This is a genomic window from Nesterenkonia pannonica, assembly GCF_019575955.1.
GTDB lineage: Bacteria > Actinomycetota > Actinomycetes > Actinomycetales > Micrococcaceae > Nesterenkonia > Nesterenkonia pannonica.
Genome location: NZ_CP080575.1, coordinates 309561 through 328849, shown reverse-complemented (window position 1 = coordinate 328849; position 19289 = coordinate 309561). Strand labels below are relative to the sequence as shown.

At 65.8% G+C, this 19289-nt stretch carries 19 protein-coding genes and 9 pseudogenes; 16 read left to right on the top strand and 12 right to left on the bottom strand.

The annotated features are described in order from the left end of the window. Positions 1-6 precede the first annotated feature (6 nt). Positions 7-756 carry a CDP-alcohol phosphatidyltransferase family protein gene (locus K0H76_RS02510; protein WP_258934346.1) on the bottom strand — a complete coding sequence of 250 codons (750 nt, stop codon included), beginning with the start codon at positions 754-756 and terminating at the stop codon, positions 7-9. A gap of 66 nt (positions 757-822) precedes the next feature. On the opposite strand from K0H76_RS02510, the gene K0H76_RS02505 reads away from it, so the two are divergent. After that, complete coding sequence (locus K0H76_RS02505; RefSeq protein WP_258934345.1) at positions 823-1299, top strand: DUF2975 domain-containing protein; 477 nt, start codon at positions 823-825, stop codon at positions 1297-1299. Further along, a pseudogene (locus K0H76_RS02500) lies at positions 1299-1525 on the top strand (helix-turn-helix transcriptional regulator). Before K0H76_RS02505 ends, K0H76_RS02500 begins: the two are co-directional and overlap by 1 nt. Before the next feature lie 32 nt (positions 1526-1557). Here the strand turns inward: K0H76_RS02500 and K0H76_RS02495 are convergent. Further along, positions 1558-2297 (bottom strand): annotated as a pseudogene (locus K0H76_RS02495) (alpha/beta hydrolase). 73 nt (positions 2298-2370) lie between these two features. Here K0H76_RS02495 and K0H76_RS02490 point away from each other — a divergent pair. Beyond that, positions 2371-3098: pseudogene (locus tag K0H76_RS02490) on the top strand (WYL domain-containing protein). Here K0H76_RS02490 and K0H76_RS02485 read toward each other — a convergent pair. Next, a pseudogene (locus K0H76_RS02485) lies at positions 3068-3724 on the bottom strand (YitT family protein). The pseudogenes K0H76_RS02490 and K0H76_RS02485 sit on opposite strands and share 31 nt — an antisense overlap. Continuing rightward, a pseudogene (gene hisC / locus K0H76_RS02480) lies at positions 3721-4816 on the bottom strand (histidinol-phosphate transaminase). The pseudogenes K0H76_RS02485 and hisC overlap by 4 nt, the downstream one beginning before the upstream one ends. A gap of 131 nt (positions 4817-4947) precedes the next feature. Between hisC and K0H76_RS02475 the strand changes: the two are divergent. Further along, on the top strand, positions 4948-5403 hold the full coding sequence (locus K0H76_RS02475; protein WP_258934344.1) for an Lrp/AsnC family transcriptional regulator: 456 nt from the start codon (positions 4948-4950) through the stop codon (positions 5401-5403). Here the strand turns inward: K0H76_RS02475 and K0H76_RS02470 are convergent. Next, positions 5400-5882 carry a hypothetical protein gene (locus K0H76_RS02470; RefSeq protein WP_258934343.1) on the bottom strand — a complete coding sequence of 161 codons (483 nt, stop codon included), beginning with the start codon at positions 5880-5882 and terminating at the stop codon, positions 5400-5402. The two genes, K0H76_RS02475 and K0H76_RS02470, sit on opposite strands and share 4 nt — an antisense overlap. Before the next feature lie 149 nt (positions 5883-6031). On the opposite strand from K0H76_RS02470, the gene K0H76_RS02465 reads away from it, so the two are divergent. Next, positions 6032-6193 (top strand): hypothetical protein, encoded by a 162-nt coding sequence (locus tag K0H76_RS02465; RefSeq protein WP_258934342.1) that lies wholly within the window; start codon positions 6032-6034, stop codon positions 6191-6193. Here the strand turns inward: K0H76_RS02465 and K0H76_RS02460 are convergent. Then, positions 6178-6618, bottom strand: a complete 441-nt coding sequence (locus K0H76_RS02460; RefSeq protein ID WP_258934341.1) for a hypothetical protein — start codon at positions 6616-6618, stop codon at positions 6178-6180. The two genes, K0H76_RS02465 and K0H76_RS02460, sit on opposite strands and share 16 nt — an antisense overlap. Before the next feature lie 534 nt (positions 6619-7152). Here K0H76_RS02460 and K0H76_RS02455 point away from each other — a divergent pair. Next, a complete protein-coding gene (locus K0H76_RS02455; protein ID WP_258934340.1) occupies positions 7153-7311 on the top strand; it encodes a hypothetical protein in 159 nt (52 codons plus the stop codon). 419 nt (positions 7312-7730) lie between these two features. Here the strand turns inward: K0H76_RS02455 and K0H76_RS02450 are convergent, their stop codons facing one another. Together K0H76_RS02450 and K0H76_RS02445 are read right to left on the bottom strand one after the other, a co-directional pair. Beyond that, positions 7731-8465, bottom strand: coding sequence for an amidohydrolase family protein (locus K0H76_RS02450; protein ID WP_258934339.1), 735 nt, complete (start codon positions 8463-8465; stop codon positions 7731-7733). Between the two features lie 14 nt (positions 8466-8479). After that, the gene (locus K0H76_RS02445) at positions 8480-8638 is read right to left on the bottom strand and encodes a hypothetical protein (protein ID WP_258934338.1); all 159 of its coding nucleotides are present in this window, start codon (positions 8636-8638) and stop codon (positions 8480-8482) included. Positions 8639-8793: 155 nt separating this feature from the next. Between K0H76_RS02445 and K0H76_RS02440 the strand changes: the two genes are divergently transcribed. From K0H76_RS02440 to K0H76_RS02425, 4 genes are all read left to right on the top strand, one after another. After that, a complete protein-coding gene (locus tag K0H76_RS02440) occupies positions 8794-9564 on the top strand; it encodes a MurR/RpiR family transcriptional regulator (protein ID WP_258934337.1) in 771 nt (256 codons plus the stop codon). A gap of 126 nt (positions 9565-9690) precedes the next feature. Beyond that, entirely contained in the window at positions 9691-10218 is a 528-nt protein-coding gene (locus K0H76_RS02435; RefSeq protein WP_258934336.1) for a hypothetical protein, read from the top strand. Between the two features lie 213 nt (positions 10219-10431). After that, the gene (locus K0H76_RS02430; RefSeq protein WP_258934335.1) at positions 10432-11169 is read left to right on the top strand and encodes a hypothetical protein; all 738 of its coding nucleotides are present in this window, start codon (positions 10432-10434) and stop codon (positions 11167-11169) included. A 53-nt stretch (positions 11170-11222) separates the two neighbouring features. After that, the gene (locus K0H76_RS02425; protein ID WP_258934334.1) at positions 11223-11507 is read left to right on the top strand and encodes a hypothetical protein; all 285 of its coding nucleotides are present in this window, start codon (positions 11223-11225) and stop codon (positions 11505-11507) included. A gap of 13 nt (positions 11508-11520) precedes the next feature. On the opposite strand, the pseudogene adhP reads toward K0H76_RS02425, so the two are convergent. The 3 genes and pseudogenes from adhP to K0H76_RS02410 form a co-directional block, all read right to left on the bottom strand. Next, a pseudogene (adhP, locus tag K0H76_RS02420) lies at positions 11521-12557 on the bottom strand (alcohol dehydrogenase AdhP). Between the two features lie 1027 nt (positions 12558-13584). Next, the gene (locus K0H76_RS02415; protein ID WP_258934333.1) at positions 13585-13830 is read right to left on the bottom strand and encodes a hypothetical protein; all 246 of its coding nucleotides are present in this window, start codon (positions 13828-13830) and stop codon (positions 13585-13587) included. Further along, positions 13818-14225, bottom strand: a complete 408-nt coding sequence (locus K0H76_RS02410) for a PhzF family phenazine biosynthesis protein (protein ID WP_258934332.1) — start codon at positions 14223-14225, stop codon at positions 13818-13820. The genes K0H76_RS02415 and K0H76_RS02410 overlap by 13 nt, the downstream gene beginning before the upstream one ends. A 62-nt stretch (positions 14226-14287) precedes the next feature. Between K0H76_RS02410 and K0H76_RS02405 the strand changes: the two genes are divergently transcribed. The 6 genes and pseudogenes from K0H76_RS02405 (at position 14288) to K0H76_RS02380 (ending at position 18479) form a co-directional block, all read left to right on the top strand. Continuing rightward, positions 14288-14845, top strand: a complete 558-nt coding sequence (locus tag K0H76_RS02405; RefSeq protein ID WP_258934331.1) for a hypothetical protein — start codon at positions 14288-14290, stop codon at positions 14843-14845. 38 nt (positions 14846-14883) lie between these two features. Further along, a complete protein-coding gene (locus K0H76_RS02400) occupies positions 14884-15348 on the top strand; it encodes a carboxymuconolactone decarboxylase family protein (RefSeq protein WP_258934330.1) in 465 nt (154 codons plus the stop codon). A gap of 85 nt (positions 15349-15433) precedes the next feature. Further along, complete coding sequence (locus K0H76_RS02395; protein WP_258934329.1) at positions 15434-15583, top strand: hypothetical protein; 150 nt, start codon at positions 15434-15436, stop codon at positions 15581-15583. Further along, a complete protein-coding gene (locus K0H76_RS02390; RefSeq protein WP_258934328.1) occupies positions 15559-16251 on the top strand; it encodes a haloacid dehalogenase type II in 693 nt (230 codons plus the stop codon). Before K0H76_RS02395 ends, K0H76_RS02390 begins: the two co-directional genes overlap by 25 nt. Continuing rightward, positions 16208-16744 (top strand): annotated as a pseudogene (locus K0H76_RS02385) (PadR family transcriptional regulator). The gene K0H76_RS02390 and the pseudogene K0H76_RS02385 overlap by 44 nt, the downstream one beginning before the upstream one ends. A 195-nt stretch (positions 16745-16939) precedes the next feature. Continuing rightward, positions 16940-18479, top strand: a pseudogene (locus K0H76_RS02380) (AarF/UbiB family protein). Between the two features lie 15 nt (positions 18480-18494). Here K0H76_RS02380 and K0H76_RS02375 read toward each other — a convergent pair. Continuing rightward, a pseudogene (locus K0H76_RS02375) lies at positions 18495-19264 on the bottom strand (aldehyde dehydrogenase family protein). Between the last annotated feature and the right edge of the window lie 25 nt (positions 19265-19289).

The window sequence follows — 19289 nt, the reverse complement described above, 5'->3', positions numbered from 1 at the left end:
GGAGCCCTATGCAGCGTTGGCTGAGATCGCCTCGCGCCTGTCCTGACGTCGCCGCTTCAGCGTGAGCCGCAGGCTCAGGGCTGTGTAGTAGACGACGTAGCCGCCGGACAGGGCGATGAGCCACAGGCTCGGCGACGGATACTGCACCAGGATCAGCGCGTAGAGGCCGAACCAGATGACGGTCAGTGGCATCGTCAGCCACCATGCGGTCTCCGTCTGGGACGGGTAGACGTACTTGATCGGGACGAAGACGAGCACGGTCAGGACAAGCAGTGCGGTGGTGGTGGTGGCCACGCTTGCGCCGAGGACGATGAGATAGAACGCGGCGATGTTCCAGTAGCTGGGGAACCCGACGAAGAAGTGGTCGTCGGTCTTGGCATCGCTGCGGCAGAACTGGAAGCAGGACGCCAGCAGAGGCACTGAGGCCACCACCCCGCCCAGCCAGCCCTCCGGCAGGTAGCCGGTGCTCCACAGCAGCACCATCGGCGCAAAGGCGTAGGTGATGTAGTCGACGATGTTGTCCAGCAGCGCACCGTCGAAGCCCGGCGTCACCTCCTTGACCCGGAAGTAGCGGGCCAGGAAGCCGTCAGAGCCGTCGATGAACATGGCGGCGAGGAACAGCCACAGAACGATCTCGACTTCGCTTGCGTAGGACATGTGCACCATCAGCAGTGCGAGGACCACACCCACAGCCGTGTAGGCATGGACCGACATTGCACTGAGGCGACGTCGAAGGCCGAATTGGGGTCCTGACATGGCCTCACCCTAGTTCCTCATGCTGATCATATTGACTATCGATATATATCGGTTGATACTCAACACATGTCTACTGTGTTCTCCATCGGGCTCCGGGCCGCTGTTGGTCTGCTGCTGCTCGGAAGCCTCATGGTTCAAGCCGCGATTCCCATCAACGCACAGAGCGCCGGGGAGATGTTCCCGGAGATCGCGCCGCTGACCGTGCCCTACGCGATTCTGGCGATCGTCGCGATCATCGGGGTGCAGATCGGGCTGGTGGCTACATGGCGCCTGGCATCCATGGTGTCCAAAGACCGCATCTTCGATGCCTCTGCCTTGAAGTGGGTGGACATCATCATCGCTGCGCTGAGCGCCAGCACCGCGTTGGCAGCAGCGGTCTTCGTCCACCTGATCTTCATCGTCCAGGTCGGCGGACCGCCGGCGCTGCTCGGACTCGGCGGCGCCGCAGCGCTCGGAGTGTCGCTGCTGCTGCTCCTTGCGGTCATGCGCGGACTGCTGGTCCAGGCGATCGACTACCGCAGCGAACTGGCGGCGGTCGTCTGATGGCCATCAGGGTCACCATCGATGTGATGCTCGCCGAACGTCAGATGTCGGTGGGCGAACTGGCCGAGAAGGTGGGGATCACCCTGCCAATATCTCGATCCTGAAGAACAATCGCGCCCGGGCCATCCGGTTCTCCACCTTGGAGGCACTCTGCGAGGCCCTCGACTGCGAACCCGGGGATCTGCTGCGCCGAGAGCCCAGCCCGCCCGGCACGTCGCCCGCTTAACCCTGCGCGGCGCCAGCCTGTGCCTATCCGGCTCAGCTGGGGGCTGAGGCTGCCGCTCGGACGATCCGCGCCAGGTCGGCCGCACGGCTCCACATGGGCCAGTGGCCCGTCGGGAGGTCTACGACCTCCAGATCCTCGAGGTTCGCCACCTCGGCGAACATCGGATGCCCTCCCTCGGCCATCTCCTGCACCTGCGCGCCTGAGATCGAGCAGCACACCAGCGTGGTGGGCACGGCCCAGCGAGCGTCGTTCGTCAGCTCAACGGTCGAGCGCATCACAGGACCGGGCTCCGGCACCGCCTTGGCGCGGAACCGGTCACGCGCCGCTTCGCTCACGCCTTCCAGACTCGCCTGCTGCTCGAGCTCATCGAACGAGGGCAGCGGAAGCTCCTTCAGCTCCGGAGGAAGGTCTGGGGCGAACGCGGTCCCCGGCGCCATCGGACCGGAATCGACCCACACCACCCGACGAACCAGATCAGGGTGCCGGTCCAGGACCAGACTGACCGGGGCGTTCGCACCGCTGTGAGCGACGAGCACCGAACCTCGCCCCTCCGGGTCTCCGCTCTGGATGAGGACGTGGTGGATCGCGGACGCCTGATCCTCAAGAGTCCTGGTCGACCGCTCAGGATCATCCGGGTCCAGTCCCGGAGCGTCACCGCGACCGTCCGGTCACGATCGGGGCCCAGGTGGTCGAGGACCTCATCCCAGGCCCACGCTCCGAGCCAGTGGCCTGCGACGAGAATGATGGGCGGGGTGCTGTGTGAAGGTGTCATACAGCTAGCTTTGGGGTTGCTCCGGACAGCTGTATGTCACTATTTGTGTCATGAATCTGCGGAGTGCAGGAGGATGAAGCGGGCGGAGCGGCTTCATGCCCTGTCGGAGATGCTGCGGCGCAGCGGGTCACGGGGCTGCTCGGCCGAGCGGCTGGCACGCGAATTCGACGTCTCCGTGCGCACCGTCAAACGGGACCTCGAAGCCCTGGATCGCAGCGGCGCCCCCATCTGGTCCCGCCCCGGCCCCGGCGGCGGGTACGGCCTGGCTGCTTACTCGTCCTTGCCGCCGGTCAGCCTCTCCGCCCCGCAGGCCGTGGCGCTGATGGCCGCTGTCTCCGCAGCGCGTGATGCTCCCTACTCCGACTCGGCCGCGGCAGGAGTGCAGAAGATCCTGGATGTGCTCGATCCTCGGACACGGGCGCGAGCCGAGGAACTCGCCTACCGCGTGTGGGTCAGCGCGCCGCCCTCCGGCTCCCGGGCGATCAGGTCAGCAGTGGAGGAGGCGATGGCCGAGCAGCGCGTCGTCCGCATCCGCTACACCTCACAGGCTTAAGCACCACGACCGACCGCGACGTCGAGCCGGTGCTGTTCGCCTCCAGGAACGGCCAGTGGCACCTCGTCGGATGGTGTCGCGCACGCGAGGCCATCCGCTGGTTCGCTGTGTCGCGCATCGAGCGTGCCAGCGTCACCAGCACACCGTGCACAGGCCACACCGTGGACGAGGTCGGGGAGCCGCCGACGGATGCCAGAGCCGTCCACGGCCAGCCGGACTACGACACCAAGTACCGTCCGGAGCGGTGATTCAGCGCCAGGGTCAGATTCATCACCGCTGCGCCCAGCGCGGAGAGCACCACCATCATCGGGGAGACGACGGTGAGTGCCGCCAGAACAATCGTGACGTCGAGTCCCATCTGCACGTAGCTTGGCGCGCCAGTTGAAGCGTTCCTGGAGGATGAGCACCAGGATGTTGAAGCCTCCGAGGCTGGCCTTGTGGCGGAACAGAATGAGCAGTCCGACCCCTGTCAGCAGGTTCCCTCCCAGGACCCCGTAGAGCGGCGCAATGGTGATCTCGCCGATGACGGCGGAGTGAACGGGCTCGAGCACCGACACCAGCACCACCGCGCCGATGGTGCGCAGCGTGAAGTCCCACCCTTCTTCCACACCGCCAGCACGAAGAACGGGGAGTTCACGGCGATGAAGATGACCCCAAAGGGGACATCGATGGAATAGCTGAGCAGCAGAGCCAACCCAGCGGTGCCGCCGGTTACGGCCTGGCATGACTTCAGCAGAAACAGGCCCAGGGAGACGACGAAGCATCCGGTAATGATGCCCAGGATGTTCTCGACCGCCGAGTGCCGAGGCGCCGAATCCGACGGGCGGGCGGGGGCGTCGGCCGACGGGCTCTGCGATGTCGGTGCGCTGCTCACTGCCTGCCGAACCTTTCGCGCTCGGTCAGGACTGCAAGCACCCGATCGTTGGTGTCACGGTCAGCCAACGTGATGCGGACTCCGTCGTCCTTGTAGCCGCGGGCGAGGATGTCAGCATCCGCCAGAGCAGACAGGATGGCCTCCCGGGTCTCGTCCCGCAGCGGAGCCAGACGAAGTTCGCCTGGCTCTCCGGGAGGATCCATCCGGCCCCGCGCAGGGCAGCGATCATCCGTGTGCGCTCGGCTCGCACTTCGGCAGTGCGGGCGCGCATCTCGTCGTGGGCTGCCAGTGAGGCTGCGGCCGCTGTCTGCGCCATCCGGTTCACGCCGAAGGGAATCGCGGTCCTGCGCAGTCCCTCAGCGAGCGGTGCTCGGGCAATGGCATAGCCGACGCGCAGCCCGGCCAGTCCGTAGGCCTTCGAGAAGGTCCTCAGCACGCAGACGTTCGGATAGCGGCGATAGAGCTCCAGGGCATCCACCGCACCGGCCTCCTCCTGAACTCCACGTAGGCCTCGTCGATCACGACCAGCACATGCGGAGGCACCCTGCTGAGGAGATCTTCCGTCCGCTCAGCGTCGAGGGGGACGCCGGTCGGGTTGTTGGGCGAGCAGAGGAGGAGGACCCGCGTCTGCTCGGTGACCGCTGCGGCCATCGCATCGAGATCATGCTGCTCATCGGGGAGCAGCGGCACGCGCACCGGCTCGGCCCCGGCAACCGCCGCCAGGATCGGGTACGCCTCGAAGGACCTCCACGCGAAGACCACCTCGTGGCCTGGGTCGCAGACAGCGGACAGGATCTGCTGCAGCACCCCCGAGCTGCCCGGGCCGACGGCCACCTCCTCAGCCGATACGTCTACGTGGGCGGCGATCGCCTCTCTAAGGTCTGCGGAGGCCATGTCCGGGTAGCGATGGATCCGTGAGGTCTCTGTCTCCATGAGGCTGGTCACCGACGGCAGGGGCGGGAAGTGACTTTCGTTCGATGCGAGCGCAGCCGTGAGCGCCGTCTGGGCACTGCGGCCAGCAACGTAGGCAGGCAGACCGTCGACGACGGGCCGCACACGAGGAGCACTGGGAAGGTGGGACGCACTGGGCATGCAAGGATGTTCAACCACCCCAGCGTTGTGCGCAACACAGGCCTCGGACGCAGGACAGATCAGGTGCTTTTCGGCTCCACGGGTGACAAAATGCGCAGTATGCACACCATTGACTCCTTGATGCCAAGATCTTGCTGGCTCTGGACCGGGACCCGCAGGCGACCGTTCTGTCCCTGTCTCGTGAGCTCGGGGTCGCGCGGAACACTGCCCACGCCCGACTGCGCAGGCTGCTGACCGACGGAAGCCTCGGCCCATTCAGCCAGCGCGTCAGAACTGAGGCGCTCGGGCTGCCCCTGATCGCGTTCATCTCTGTGGCGATCAGCCAGTCAGCCAGCGAAAGCGCCATCGAGCAGGTGCGCACGATCCCCGAGATCATCGAGATGCATGCGACGACCGGCGACGCTGACCTGCACGTCAAGGTTGCGGCGAGGAACCCTGCGGACCTGCACGAGATCGCCAACCGGATGCTGGCCATCGAGGGCGTGGAGCGAACGAGCACCGCCATGTCCCTGGTGGAGGTGATGCCCACCAGAACCCAGCCTCTGCTCGAATCGGTCGCCCTGGACGAGAGAAGCGCCCAGGCTTAGTCGGACGCAGCGGCCCTACGGAACCAGAACCAGCGCCCCGGAGGTGCTCCCGGTCCTCCCGGAGCATTGCCGGAGTTGCCCGGGCCTCCCAGTTCTTCCCGGTGCATTGCCGGAGTTCCCGGGGCTTCGCCGCTCCTGCCCGGTGCGTTGCCCGAGTTGCCCGGGGCTTCACCGCTCCTGCCTGGTGCGTTGCCGGAGTTCCCTGGGGCCTCGCCCGGAGCGTCGCCGAAGGCAGACCGGATGAACTGCTCGATGTTGTCCCAGGTCGGGGCGGGCTCCTGACCTGTCACGATCTGGCCGCCGGGGTTGGCGCGGAACACTTCATAGGAGTCGGCGTTGATGATGTCGCTGACGGTGTGGCCAGCTCCGTCGACGAGGGTGTATGTCGCCTCAGACCCTGCGGCGATCAGCCCTTCGAAAAGTGTCTGGGAGGACCCTGGCGGCAGGACGGAGTCGTGTGTGCCGTGGAAGATGTGCATCGGGGCTCGTCACCGGTGACATAGGTGAGCGGGTTGACCTGGGCCGCTTCCTCCGGGCATGTCTGGATGGGGCACCCGATGATCATCGATGCCGGGGAGTCGGGGGCGTCGTGCACGAAGGGCGGATCGAATGGGAGGTCGTAGGTTTCGTGCTGCTCATCGGTCTGCTCGTCGAGGCGAAGAAGATCGACCGGTGGGAAGAAGGGGACGGCGGCTTGGACAGCACTGGAGATCCTGTCGGTCGCTTACCACCGGGAAGCTGGTCGGTGCTGCTGGTGGTGCTTGCTGATCGCGGCTACCCAGCCTCCTGATGAGTCGCCCATGATCGCCATTCGGTCCTGATCAATGTTGTGCTCGTCAGCGTTGCTTCGCAGCCACCTGATGGCGGCGCGAACGTCGTGCAGCTGACCCGGAAATTGACCTGGAAGCTCGATCGCACGCTGACCCCAGCCACTGCGAAGCCCTTGTCATTGAACACCTCGGCGATTGCTGCGGCTCCGTCTTTGCCGTTGTCAGCCATCCACGCTGAGCCCGAGGACCAGATCACCAGAGGCGTCGGCTCCCCGTCGGTGTCCTCCGGAAGGTAGAGATCCAGCAGATTCCCTCTGGTGCTTTCGGGGACAGGGTCGGTGTACGCAATGTCCGAGATGACCTCGACGCCCGAGCTGGGAGCAGGGTCATTGGTGGCATGTGCCCCAGGCGCAACGAGCGCAGTTCCGAACAATGCGACGAACATGGCGACGACTACTCGCCGTGCTCTGCCTTCCTGCAACCCCAGGGGTGTGACTGTGAGTCATACGGTTTCCTTTGTCAGCCTCTGTGCGAACAGGCGCGCGCACACCAATGAGGCTAAAATGTGATTCGGATCACGTCAATGAAGTAATCTGGATATCCTGGGCTTCAAAAGACAGGTTTTCGCGTAACTGCGGTGTCAGACTGCACCGCAGGCAGCCTGCAGAAATGTAGAACTCATTTGGAATTCCCACAGCATCCTCATCAGACTCGAAGCCTGACGAGAACTTCCGGTCACACTGTCTCCCCAAAACCAAGGTTGAGTATGAAGACGACGCTCCCCGCCGACTGCGGCAATTCGCCCCGGATCTCAATAGTCGGCGACTTCGTCACCGCATGGGCACAGGGGGATAGTGACGCGGTAGCAGCGTGGCTGACGGACGATGTCGATTGGAAGCTCGTGGGCCGAGTGCAGAACGGTAACCAACCTGCGTCCGACTTATCTTGCCCATACTCCCCGGCAAGTTCCCTAGACGTCATGTCGATCATTACCCACGGCTTACTCGCGTCCTGCGACGGCTACGTGGAGACCGCTTCGGGCCGAATCGCCTTCAGCCACGTGTTCAGGTTCGCGAGCACCTCCAAAGCAGCGAAGATCAGAGAGGTGCGGACATATCTCATTGGGGATCACGCCTAAATGCAGATACGACCTCCGCTAAGCAGGCCAGCGTATGCACCTAGGCAGGTCGCGGTGACGCTCCCGCTGCGCGTCCGCCAAGCGAAACCAGCAATCAGCGACCGATGAGGAGCCCGCCGCGGCTGAACACGTGGCTGATGGCCGTCTCCGGCTCGCTCAGCACTGTGACATCCTCGAGAGGGTTCCGGTCCAGAAGGACAAGGTCCGCGTAGGCGCCCTCCGCGATGACTCCGAGGTCCCCTCGCTCTGCAGCAGCTTCGCGGCCGTAGTGGTCGCCGAGCGCAGGATCGAGCCGGGTGACTGCACACGTGCTCGGATTGAGAACTCGTGGCTCTGCCAGCCCCGCATGCCACCCAACAGGTCAGAGCCATAAGCAATATTGACGCCGCCCTCGTCCGCCAGACGCAGCGCCTCCATGCTTAAGCGTGAAGAACGTTGTCGACCTTGTCCTGACTCTCCTGGGGCAGCCTGTTGGCCGCACCGTCCTCCTTGAGCCGCTCGTAGGTCACGAGGGTGGGGACGAGGAACGCGTCGAATTCTCGGAACAGCTGCACGCTCTCCTCATCGAGAAGATTTCCGTGCTCAATGGAGCGCACACCGAGCCGCAGCCCACGGTTGATGGCCTTCGCCGTGTAGGCATGGCCCAGCGCGTAGCGGTTCGCAGCCTCGGCCTCCTCCACCGCAGCCCGAATCTCCTCATCGGAGAATTGCGTGGAGTCCACCCGGTCAGTCGGGGAGGCCACGCCGCCCGAGAGCATGAGCTTGATGTGATCCGCGCCGGTGCGCAGCTGATGGCGCGCTGCCCGACGCACCTCCGACACCCCATCGCATACGACGCCCATGTGAGGGCAGCACTGATGCGAGTCCATGACCGAGCCTCCCGGTGCGCGCATATCCGCGTGGCCCCCGGTCTGCGAGATCGCCTTGCCGCCGTAGAACAGCCTCGGTGCCGGGAACAGGCCCTCCTCCGCCGCACGGGCAAGGCCGAAGTCGGCACCGCCAGCGTCGCGCAGCGTGGTGAAGCCTCTGCCCAGCGCGTCCTGCATGGAGTTCATGGCTGTGATCGCAAGATACGAGGGAGACTCATCGCCGAGCCGCCCCAGGTCCGCCGTATTGGCCAGCACATGCACGTGGCAGTCGATCAGGCCCGGCATCGCGATGCGCCCGTTTAAGCATCCAGAGCCTCGTCGCCGGACTCGGCCGTCCCACCGATCGAGACGATACGATCGTCGGACATCCGAAGCGTCGTCGGCTCGGAGATCGTCTCGGTCTCAGGATCGAGCAGGCGCACGTTGGTGATCGCACGGTGGGAATGGTCGAGCTGCATCAGACTCCCTCAGTTGGTTCAGACTCCGCAGATCATCATCGCGCGGTGTGATCAACGTAACGACATGCAAAGGACTTTGCAAGCATGAGTCAGAGTGTCTCCACCTGGGTGGACAAGCTGGTCGAAGGCCGCGCCCCTCGCCAGCGCTGGGCCGGGTGGTGGAGCTCCTCCGAGCCGACCCCGAGCTCTGCGCCTTCGCCACCACCCAGCAGCTTGCCGACGTCGCCGGGGTCAACATCGCAACGGTGACGCGAACGGCGCAGTTCCTCGGATTCTCAGGGTGGCCGGACCTGGTGCTGGACTATCGGGGAAGGTACCTCGCCACGCTCACCGCCGACCGAATCCTCAGCGCCTCGGGCTCAGGCGTGAAGGGGCTCGCGTCGATCATGGAGGACGTGCGCGCACTGGAGTCGCTCAGCACGACCCTCGATGAGAGCGTCATCGAGGCCGCCGCCGAACTCATCCGCCGGTCGAAGCGCACCGTGGTGCTGGCCACCGGAATCTTCGCAGGGCCCGCCGCCCAGCTCGCCCACGGGGCGCAGCTGCTCGGCTGCGACGTTTCGCTGCAGACCGGGGCAGTCTCCGCGCAGATGACAGCAGTGCGGCAGCTGAAGGCCGACGACCTCGTCATCACATTCAACATCTGGAAGACCACCGAGGCCATCAACCAGCTGGCGATCATGGCAGCCGAGCGCGGAGTCCCGCTCCTGGCCATCGCCGACCGCTCCACGCCGGTGGTCCAACGATCCGATGTGGCCATCACCGTGCCCAGTGAGTCCGCGCGCTACCTGCCCTCGACCATTCCCGCCACTGCGGTGATTCAGGCGCTCCTGATGGGCGTTGCCGAGCAGGATCGCGCCGGGGCTGAGGCCAGCCTGCGCGAGGCCGATGAGATGTGGAAGCGGGTAGGCGTCGTCGTGGAGTGACACGACGGCCACCTGCGCACCTGACGGGCAGGGCGGCGGCGAAACACGACGGTAATGCAATGAATGTTGCAATGCTGACTGTGGGCCGTCACTATTGATGAGTTCCACGTCACACTCACCGCCCGGATGGAGCACCGCACCGTGACCAACATCGTCGTCCTCATCTGCTACCTGCTGCTCATGGTGGCATTCGCCGCCTGGCTCGGAAAGCGAGCCAAGATCAAGACGGGCACAGATTTCGTCCTCGCCGGACAGTCGCTCCCCGCCTGGGTCCTTGCGGGCACCCTGCTCACGACGTTCGTCGGCTCCGGCTCCATCATCGGCGGCGCCAGCTTCGTCTTCCAGAATGGCCCGCTGGTAAGCATCTTCTTCTTCCTGGGCACACTGCTGGGCGCACTGACGCTCGGCTTCCTCGCGCAGAAGATCCGCCGCAAGTCCTTCCACACGGTGCCGCAGCTGCTGCGCACCCGCTTCGGCAGGAACACCGGGACCATCGGGACGCTCATCGTCCTGGTCGCCTTCATGGGCATCGCCGCTACACAGTTCACAGGCGCTTACTACATCTTCAGCCTCATCACTCCTCTGAGCCAGACCCAGGGCGCAGTGGTGGCCGTTCTGCTCATCACGTTCCTGGCTCCTCGCCGCATGGACTGAAGTCCGTGGCCTGACGGACTTCCTCTCCGCGATCATCATCATCGTCGGTCTCGTCGCCGCGGTCGGCTTCGTCTTCGTCCAGGACATCGGCGGCTTCGGAAGCTACGTCGACCGGCTCGACCCCGCCCTCAGCACGCTCACCGGGCCGCTGACTCCGCTGCAGATCCTGGGCTACTTCCTCCCCTCTTCCTGCTCTGCCTGGGCGACCAGAACATGCACCAGCGACTCTCGGCCGCGAAGAGCCCGAAGACCGCCCAGCGCGCCGCTCTCCTGTTCTTCCTCGGCGGCCTGACCATGATCATCCCCATCATCCTGCTGGCCTCCTCCGCAACGATCGTGAACCCGGGGTCCGAGCCGGACATGGCAGTCCTCGGCCTGGCTGCGGGCGGATTCACCCCGGAGCTGGTGGGCGCCGTCATCCTCGTCACCGCACTGGCCCTCATCGTCACGACCGGCTCCTCGTACCTGCTGACCTGCTCGGGGAACATCGTCTACGACCTGATCTTCCGCGATAGGGCCCGGCACGAAGCGTCAGCCCCCGGCAGGCAGGTCCTCACCGCCAGGCTCGCCGTCATCGGCATCGCGATCTGCGCGTACATCCTCGTCCAGTTCTTCCCCACCCTGCTGGACCTGCAGATGTACGCCTACACCATGTACGGCGCCGCGGTGACCCCTGCAGTCCTCGCCGCGCTCTTCTGGAAACGAGTCAGCGCCGCCTACGCCGCAGCCTCAATGATCACCGGCGGCATCGTGACGGTCCTGTGGGAAGTCTTCGGCGAAGGCGTCAACTCCGTAGTCGTGGCGTTCCCCGTCGCTGTGGCAGCCCTGGTGCTCATCTCCTGGCCACCAAGCCTGCTCCTGCACTGGAGGACAGCACCGCCGCGGAAAGGGAGGCGTCGACAGTCTGAGCTGAGGATGACCGCGCCTTATCTGAGGTCACTGCATATCTGATGTATGAAGACCGTGTGCAGAGTTCCCATGAACCTCGAGAGCACCCGCGAAGAGTGCCGGCAGCAGCAGTCGCCCTGATGACGCTGGCCGTCGTCGTCACGGTCCTGCTGCTGTTCACCACCATCGGTGACCCATACGTCGGTGGAAGCAATCTTCGCCTGGGCGCGATTCTCCTGCTTCTCCCGCCAGCACTGCTCCTCGCTTACGCGGCCGCTGCATGGTTCGACCGCGCGGTGAGGAGTCAGGACCGGGCCAGGTGGGCTCTCGCCTCCGCTGCGCTCGGCGTGATCTGCCTACCGGCGGTGCTGGTTCTGGCGACGGTGATCTCAGGCCCCTAGCGCTGAGGCCGGGCTACTGCGCATCGGCGTAGGAGTAGTCGATGACCACTCGACCGTCGATCTTGCCGTGGTGCATCTCATCGAAGACCGCGTTGATGTCGCTCAGCGGGCGCTTCGAGTACGTCGGGTGGATGAGTCCGCGCTCGTAGAACTCAAGGGCTTCGACCATGTCCTGGCGCGTCCCGACGATGGAGCCGCGGATGGTGAGCCCCTTCAGCACGATGTCGAAGATGGGCGCAGGGAAGTCCCCGGAGGCAAGCCGTTGAAGACGATCGTTCCGCCGCGCCGGGTCATGCTGATCGCCTGCCCGAAAGCGCTCGGGTGCACTGCAGTCACCAGGACCCCGTGGGTCCCTCCGACCTGCTGCTGAATCTCATGCGCCGGGTCCACACCCTTCGCGTTGAGAGTGATCTCAGCGCCGTGCTTCTTCGCCAGCGCCAGCTTGTCATCAGCGATGTCCACTGCGATGACGCGCATGCCCATCGCCACCGCATACTGGACGGCGATATGACCAAGACCGCCGATCCCGGAGATCGCCACCCACTGGCCCGGGCGCACCCCGGTCAGCTTCAGCCCCTTGTAGACGGTCACGCCTGCGCACAGCACCGGTGCGATCTCGTGCGGATCAGCACCTTTGGGGATCAGCGCGGCATAGCGGGCGTCGACGAGCATGTACTCGCCGAACGATCCATCGATCGAATACCCGCCGTTGGACTGCTGCTCGCAGAGGGTCTCCCAGCCGGTGCGGCAGTATTCGCAGGAGCCGCAGGCCGACCACAGCCACGCGTTTCCGACCATGTCCCCAACAGCAACGTTGGTCACGTCGCTGCCGACCTTCTCGACGACGCCGACACCCTCATGCCCCGGAATGAAGGGCGGCGTAGGCTTCACCGGCCAGTCGCCGTCGCGGGCGTGGAGGTCGGTGTGACAGACGCCTGAGGCGATGACTCTCACCAGCGCCTGATGAGAGGCAGGCTCGGGAACGGGATACTCGGTGACGGACAGCTCTCTGCCGAAGTCTTCGACGACTGCTGCGTTCATGGTGCTCATGGCGACTCCCTCGTCATAAATTTCTTGTAGGTGATGTGCCTCACACTAGGGACTCAGAGGTTGCATGCACGTTGCCCCGCGCTGCGCGTCGACCGAGACCCGTAGGGTGGGCGTTGAGTGCCGAACAGGACTTACCTGCACGAAGCTCTCCGCATACGGGAGGAAATCGACAGTGTCAGCCATCCACAGGTGCAGCGTGCTCCTGCTGAGCTCTCTCTGCGCGCTCATATCGGCCGTCATGGACTTTCCGCTCATGTCCCCGAGCTTCGAACTGATCTCCGTTTTTGCGTTCCCTCTTGCGCTAGCAGTGGTCTGGTGCGCGCTGCGATCCACCGAGAAGTCCGCTTACTACGGATGGGCGGCACTCGCGGCGACAGCTGCAGGCGCGTTCATCCCGCTCTCGACAGTTTTGGGCCGATCTTCCCCATAGTCGTTGGACTGCTGACGCTCGGCGCCTCAAAGCGCGATCCATTTCTCCTGGCTTAGCGCCCTTGCATCACTCCTTGCGTTCTGGACTGCCGACGCAACTCTTCGCATCCTTCTGGGAGCGCCTATCAGGAATATGCAGCCAACCCCTGACCACACCGTGGTGTACGGCATTCTGGCAGCCGTGCTCGCTGCGATCGCCCTGCTCTCGATGGCCGGCAGGATCGTTTCAAGGCGGCCCGGGAAAGCCGCGACTGCACACGAGGCAAGACAACAGGCCCGGGCGGTCGGCAAAGACGATCGGCAGGCATGATGCGCCGCGAGGCTACCGGATGCAGCAGCCCGAATCGGAGAACTCCGAAGGAAGCCCCGCGGCAGCAGATCAGGCCGGCGAGGGACCGCTCTGCGACAAAGCTGCGCGCCCCGAAAGGACGACGTCGGCACGTCCGCTGATCCAGATCCCTCATCGTCGCCGCCGACGTGGACACGGCCGAGACGTCCCATCGCAGTGCCCTGAGCGGCCACGTAGGGAGTCGCGGCACGACCGCTGCCCACCAGCCATTGGGCGGCCGCAGCATTGAGGCTGCCGGTCACCGGGTCCTCACGCAGCAGGCCGTCGTCCTCGGTGAAGAACGCCCGACCTCATACGCAGTGTCCGCGTCAGCAGCGTGGGCCCCGACCACACCGACAGCCCATGGCCCCCAGCGGGCGAAGCCTCTGGCCGCAGGGCGAGCACAGCATCAGCGTGGTCCAGCAGAACACCGACCCAGCCCGGCCCGTTGTCCAGCCACTCCGCATCGACAACGCGCTCGCGCTCCACTCCGAGGATCTGCGTCAGAGTGTCCAACAGCTCAGCTTCCACGGGTCCTGATCGCAGGCGGTCGGGTGCGCAGAAGGCCAGCCGGTCATACTCGATGCGGACCGGCACCAGCCCGGCACCGCACTCCTGCACCACAACCCCGGGCGTCGCAGCTGCCGCCGGCTGTCCAGCCAGGCGCGCGCGGTTCCCAGAGTCGGGTGCCCGGCGAACGGCAGCTCGGTGCTGAGGCTGAATATGCGCACCCGGTAGTCCGCGCCGGGGTCCGTAGGCGGCAGGACGAACGTGCACTCCGGAGAGGTTGGACCACACCGAGAACCGGCGGAGCGCCTCATCATCAAGCCCTCAGCATCGAGAACCACCGCCACGGGATTGCCGGTGCAGGGCTCCTGGCCGAACACGTCAACCTGCCGAAATCGCCTCATGCTCCCACCATATTTCAGCAGCAGACGCGCCGCTGAGTCACCGACTCTCTTAGAGTGGGGGCATGCCCACCGCATCTGCCGTCCTGAGCAGCGTTGGTCGCCGTCTGGCACAGGACCCATGGACTCAAGCGGCGGTGATCGGCCCGCTCTCCGTCATCCCCGCCCGCACGTACCCGCAGTGGCTGCGACGCACGCTGATCTGGGGGCCGACGGCGAGCGTGGCAGCCATGGCCGCTGCCCCCGGTGCGACCACATGGGTTCTGCACAAGCTCAGCGCGTGGCAGGGTGAGCCCCTCGACACCACGGAGCTGCCCGAACTGACCCCCGCCGCCAGAACGGCCTACGCCCTCACCGCCGGCACTGCGACCTACCTGGGGCTCGCTTCTGCTTCTGGTTCGACGCTGCAGCGGAGAAGACGCTCAGGACGCTTCGCGTGCCCGCCCCGCGTGCGGTCATGGGAGTGGCCGCTGCAACAGGCGCCTACCTCCAAGTCAGGTCCACCAACAGGGCCCGCGCAGAAACCGCACACCACATCCCAGACCTCCTCTGAGCACCGGAAGCGCCCTTGCAAGCGGGTCTACGGTGGCATCAGGCGGCAAAGAGCTCCGCACGCAAGCTGAGCGTCGCCCTCACGTCACCCCGCCAGAGAGGCATCACCATGAGCAGAGTCGCTGTGCACACCGTCGAGTCCGCACCCCAAAGCGTCCAGGACCAGCTGAAAACCCTGGAGCAGAAGTTCGGCAAAGTCCTGAACATCCACGGAGCCATGGCCGCCTCACCTGTAGCGCTGCAGACCTACATCGCCATCCAGCAGGCCATCGAGGACTACGGCACCTTCGACGCACAGACCCAAGAAGCCATCGCCCTTGCCGTCGGCACCGTCGATGACTGCACCTACTGCCAAGCCGCACACACCCAAGGCGCCAAAGCCGCCGGGCTCAGCGAGGAGCAGACCGTGGCCATCCGCCGCGGCGACGTCGACTTCGACCCCAAGCTCGCCGCACTCCTGAACGCGGCCCGCCAGGCAGCCGCAGACAAGGGCACCATCGACGACGACGCCTGGCAGGCAGCCCTCGATGCCGGATGGACCCCGAGGAGCTCACCGAACTCTCCAGCCACCTGACCCTGAACCTCTACACCAACTACTTCAACCACATGGTCAAGACCGAACTCGACCTCCCCGAAGCACCTGCCCTCTAGGAATCGCCATGACCGCCGTTCCCTCCGTCGTCCTCTTCGACGTCAACGAGACACTCTCCGATATGAGTCCGCTGGCTGACGCCTTCGAAGCGGTCGGACTGTCGGCTGAGGGGCACCGCTGTGGTTCGCGGAGGTGCTGCGCGACGGGTTCGCGCTGACCAGCACGGGAGACAACCCCGACTTCGTCACGATCGCGCAGGACGGGCTGCACCGTCACCTGCGTGCGACCTTGGGGAACGCAGACCATTCGACTAAAGTCGTACAACTCCTGGACGCCTTCAAAGGTCTGGGCCTGCATCCGGATGTCGCGCCCGGTGTCACCGCCCTCAGCCGCGCCGCTGAGCTGGTCACACTCAGCAACGGCTCCTCCGCCATCGCAGAGTCCCTGCTGGACAGAGCTTGCGATCCGGACACGCTTTTCGCAGTGCCTCAGCGTCCAGGACGCTCCCTGTGGAAGCTTACGCGCGAGGCCTACCGCTACGCCGTGCACCAGACCCAGCAGCAGCCCGGTGACGTCATGCTGGTTGCCGTCCACCCGTGGGACATTCACGGGGCCGCCGCAGCGGGCTCCGCACGGCCTGGATCAACCGGACCGAAGCCGCGCACCCGTCCTCCTTCCGCACCCCGGAGATCGAAGCCTCAGACCTGGTGGAGCTCTCCTCAGCCCTCGCATTCTCGTGACTGCCGATATATCGTTGACGCAGGCCACGCTCACCGCGGGCGAGGCGCACAGGAGGTTCGTGATGCACGATTCATCAGCAGGCAGCTCGCACTCCCGGCACATGTTCGGAGACCGCCGCCCAGGCCCAGGCGGCCCCGCAGGTGACATCTGGGAGGCGCTGGACAACCTTCGGAGCACGTTCAAGCAGAAGTCGGCACCCTGAGCCAACCGCGGCGACGTGCGCCTGGCGGTGCTCTCACTGCTCGCCGAGCGATCCATGCACGGCTACCAGATCATCCATGAGATCGAGCAGCGCAGCGGCGGAGCTTGGAAGCCCAGCCCCGGCTCGGTGTACCCCACACTCCAGCTGCTCGCCGACGAAGGCCTCATCCACTCCGAGACCGACGGCGGACGCAAGACCTACTCGCTCACCGAGGAGGGGCGCGAAGCCGCAGCCGCCTCCGAGGAATGGCCGCCCCAGTGGGAAGGAACCGAGCACCGCGGCCCAGCCGTGCGCGCCCTGTCCAAGACCGGAATGGACCTGGCCCAGGCACTCGCCCAGGTGGGACGCTCCGGCACCCCCGAGCAGATCCGTCAGGCGGAGCAGGAGATCGACCAAGTGCGACGCAGGCTCTACGCCATCCTCGCGCAGGACTGAGCCTGTGGCCCCAGCCGCTCACGCGCACCGCCACCTGCAGGGCGCCGAGTGACCGCCGCGGCTAAGCCGCTGCGCACCCGATACCGCCGCATCCTGCGCTTCGCCGCGTTCCACCTCGCCCAGCTGTGGTGGTTCGAGCTGTTCCTGCCGCGCATCGGCCTGGCCCGCATCTCCGCGATCAACCGATCCCGGCGCATGCAGCGCCTCGCCCAACGGTTCCACCGCCTCGCCGTGGACCTCGGCGGGCTCATGATCAAAGTCGGACAGTTCCTCTCCTCACGCCTGACGTGCTCCCGCCCGAGATCACCAAAGAGCTCGAAGGGCTGCAGGACGAAGTCAGCCCCGTCGCATTCGCCCACATCAGAGCCGTCGCCGAGGCCGAACTCGGAACGACGCTCGACCAGGCCTACTCGTGGGTCGATCCGGCCCCCGTGGCCTCGGCGTCCTCGGCCAGGCCCACCGCGCTCAGCCCACGGATGAGGACGCCGAACTCGGCGGCTTCGCACACGCCGTCGTGAAGATCCAGCGACCCGGCATCGGCGACATCGTCGACGTGGACCTCGCCGCCCTGCGACGAGTCGGCCGGTGGCTCTCCCACATCCGACTGGTCAGCAGCAGGGTCGACGCACCCGCCCTCGTCGAAGAGTTCGCCGCCACCAGCCTCGAAGAGATCGACTACCTCCAGGAAGCTGCCAACGCCGAACGGTTCGCCGCGAACTTCGCCGAGGACCCCGCGTCTCAGTGCCGCAGGTGCTGTGGGAACGCTCCACCCGACGCGTGCTGACCCTCGAAGACGTCACCGCCATCAAGATCAACGACGTCGACGGGCTCCGACAGGCAGGCATCGACCCCTCCGAGGTCGCCGCCCAGTTCGCCGACGTCATGTTTGACCAGCTGTTCGTCTACGGGTTCTTCCACGCCGACCCGCACCCCGGCAACATCTTCGTCACACCCGGCCCCCGCCGGCAGGCCTGAGCGCCGAGGGCGAGACGCCGCCTGCCTGGCATCTGACGTTCATCGACTTCGGGATGATGGGCGAGATACCCGACACCCTCCGCAACGGGCTGCGGCGAGTATTCATCGCCGCCGCATCGCGGGACGGAAAGAGCCTCGTCGACGGCATCCAAGACGTAGGAGTGCTCCTGCCCTCCGCGGACACCGCGGAGCTCGAGCGCGCCATGACAGAGCTCTTCGCGCGCTTCGGGGGCATGGGGTTCGCCGAGCTCAAAGAAGTCGACCCCGCGAATACCGCGACTTCGCCCGAGAGTTCGGGAGCTGGTGCGCTCACTGCCCTTCCAGCTGCCCGAGAACTTCCTGCTGACCCTGAGAACCGTGTCCCTGATCTCCGGGGTGTGCAGCACTCTCGACACCCGCTTCAACCTCTGGGACTCCATCGAGCCCTACGCCCAGCAGCTCATCCGCGAGCAGCGCGGCCCCGCCCTGCAGGACACCGCGCGGCAGGCAGCCGAAGCCGCCGCAGCCCTGCGCCTGCCCGGCAGGCTCAACGCGCTCGCCGAACGGCTCGACGACGGCCGCATCGCCGTTCGCACCCCCGACCTGGACCGCCGCCTGGCCCGGAGTGGAGCGCCTCAGCCGACGCGCCGTCTCGGCCGTGCTGTTCACCGGGCTGGTGATCTCCGGGGCCCTGCTGCACACCGAGAGCAGCGCCCTCGGCTACACGCTCATCGGCGTGTCTGCCATACCGTTCCTGCACGCCGCCATCCCCCGACGGTGAGCCCGGCCCCGGCCCTCATGCCGGACTCACCCGTGTGAAGCTCACTCGCCCCGTGGGGTGAGCGGCCAGCCGCACCAGCCGCTCGTTGGTGAACTCGCGCAGCGCCCACTGTGCGTTCTCGCGACCATAGCCGGAGTTCTTGATGCCCCCGAACGGGAACTCCGGGCTGGAGTCCATATGGGTGTTGACGAACGTCATACCCGCCTCGATCTGCTCCGCAAACTTCTGGCCGCGGTCCATGTCCTGGGTCCACACCGAGGCCATCAGCCCGTACTGGGTGCTGTTGGCGATCCGCAGGGCGTCCGCCTCATCCTTAGCCTTGAACACCATCACGGCGGGGCCGAAGAGCTCATTGCAGCCCAAATCGCTGTCCAGATCGATGTCGGTCAGCAGCGCCGGGGACATGAACCAGCCGTCGCGATCCAGCTTGTCACCACCGACGTGGAGGGTGGCGCCGTCCTTCGCGGCCTGCTGGACACGCTCGACGACCTCGTCCCGCGCTCCTCGGAGGAGAGGGGGCCCACGTCGGTGCTGGAGTCATCGGCAGGGCCGACGACGGAATTCTCCACGGCCTCCCTGGCGGCCGCGACGAAGTCGTCGTACAGGTCCTCGGTCACGATGATTCGCTTGGGCGAGGTGCAGACCTGACCCGCATTCGCCAGCCGCAGCGTAACCAGCTTCTGCGCCACAGCGGTGACGTCGTCGGTGTCCAGGACGACGGCAGGGTCATTGCCGCCCAGCTCCAAGACCGACTTCTTCAGGTGCTTCGCTGCGATGCTTACCACAGAGGCGCTTACCGCTTCGGAGCCG

What these genes read in the sequence shown, in the direction of transcription:
- K0H76_RS02450 (WP_258934339.1), bottom strand. Translation starts at nt 8,465, where the DNA reads ATGCCGGGCCTGATCGACTGCCACGTGCATGTGCTGGCCAATACGGCG.
- K0H76_RS02400 (WP_258934330.1), top strand. Translation starts at nt 14,884, where the DNA reads ATGAGCAGAGTCGCTGTGCACACCGTCGAGTCCGCACCCCAAAGCGTC.
- K0H76_RS02445 (WP_258934338.1), bottom strand. Translation starts at nt 8,638, where the DNA reads ATGCAGCTCGACCATTCCCACCGTGCGATCACCAACGTGCGCCTGCTC.
- K0H76_RS02505 (WP_258934345.1), top strand. Translation starts at nt 823, where the DNA reads ATGTCTACTGTGTTCTCCATCGGGCTCCGGGCCGCTGTTGGTCTGCTG.
- K0H76_RS02470 (WP_258934343.1), bottom strand. Translation starts at nt 5,882, where the DNA reads ATGCACATCTTCCACGGCACACACGACTCCGTCCTGCCGCCAGGGTCC.
- K0H76_RS02460 (WP_258934341.1), bottom strand. Translation starts at nt 6,618, where the DNA reads ATGTTCGTCGCATTGTTCGGAACTGCGCTCGTTGCGCCTGGGGCACAT.
- K0H76_RS02510 (WP_258934346.1), bottom strand. Translation starts at nt 756, where the DNA reads ATGTCAGGACCCCAATTCGGCCTTCGACGTCGCCTCAGTGCAATGTCG.
- K0H76_RS02410 (WP_258934332.1), bottom strand. Translation starts at nt 14,225, where the DNA reads ATGAGGCGATTTCGGCAGGTTGACGTGTTCGGCCAGGAGCCCTGCACC.
- K0H76_RS02455 (WP_258934340.1), top strand. Translation starts at nt 7,153, where the DNA reads ATGTCGATCATTACCCACGGCTTACTCGCGTCCTGCGACGGCTACGTG.
- K0H76_RS02430 (WP_258934335.1), top strand. Translation starts at nt 10,432, where the DNA reads ATGCACCAGCGACTCTCGGCCGCGAAGAGCCCGAAGACCGCCCAGCGC.
- K0H76_RS02395 (WP_258934329.1), top strand. Translation starts at nt 15,434, where the DNA reads ATGACCGCCGTTCCCTCCGTCGTCCTCTTCGACGTCAACGAGACACTC.
- K0H76_RS02405 (WP_258934331.1), top strand. Translation starts at nt 14,288, where the DNA reads ATGCCCACCGCATCTGCCGTCCTGAGCAGCGTTGGTCGCCGTCTGGCA.
- K0H76_RS02435 (WP_258934336.1), top strand. Translation starts at nt 9,691, where the DNA reads ATGGAGCACCGCACCGTGACCAACATCGTCGTCCTCATCTGCTACCTG.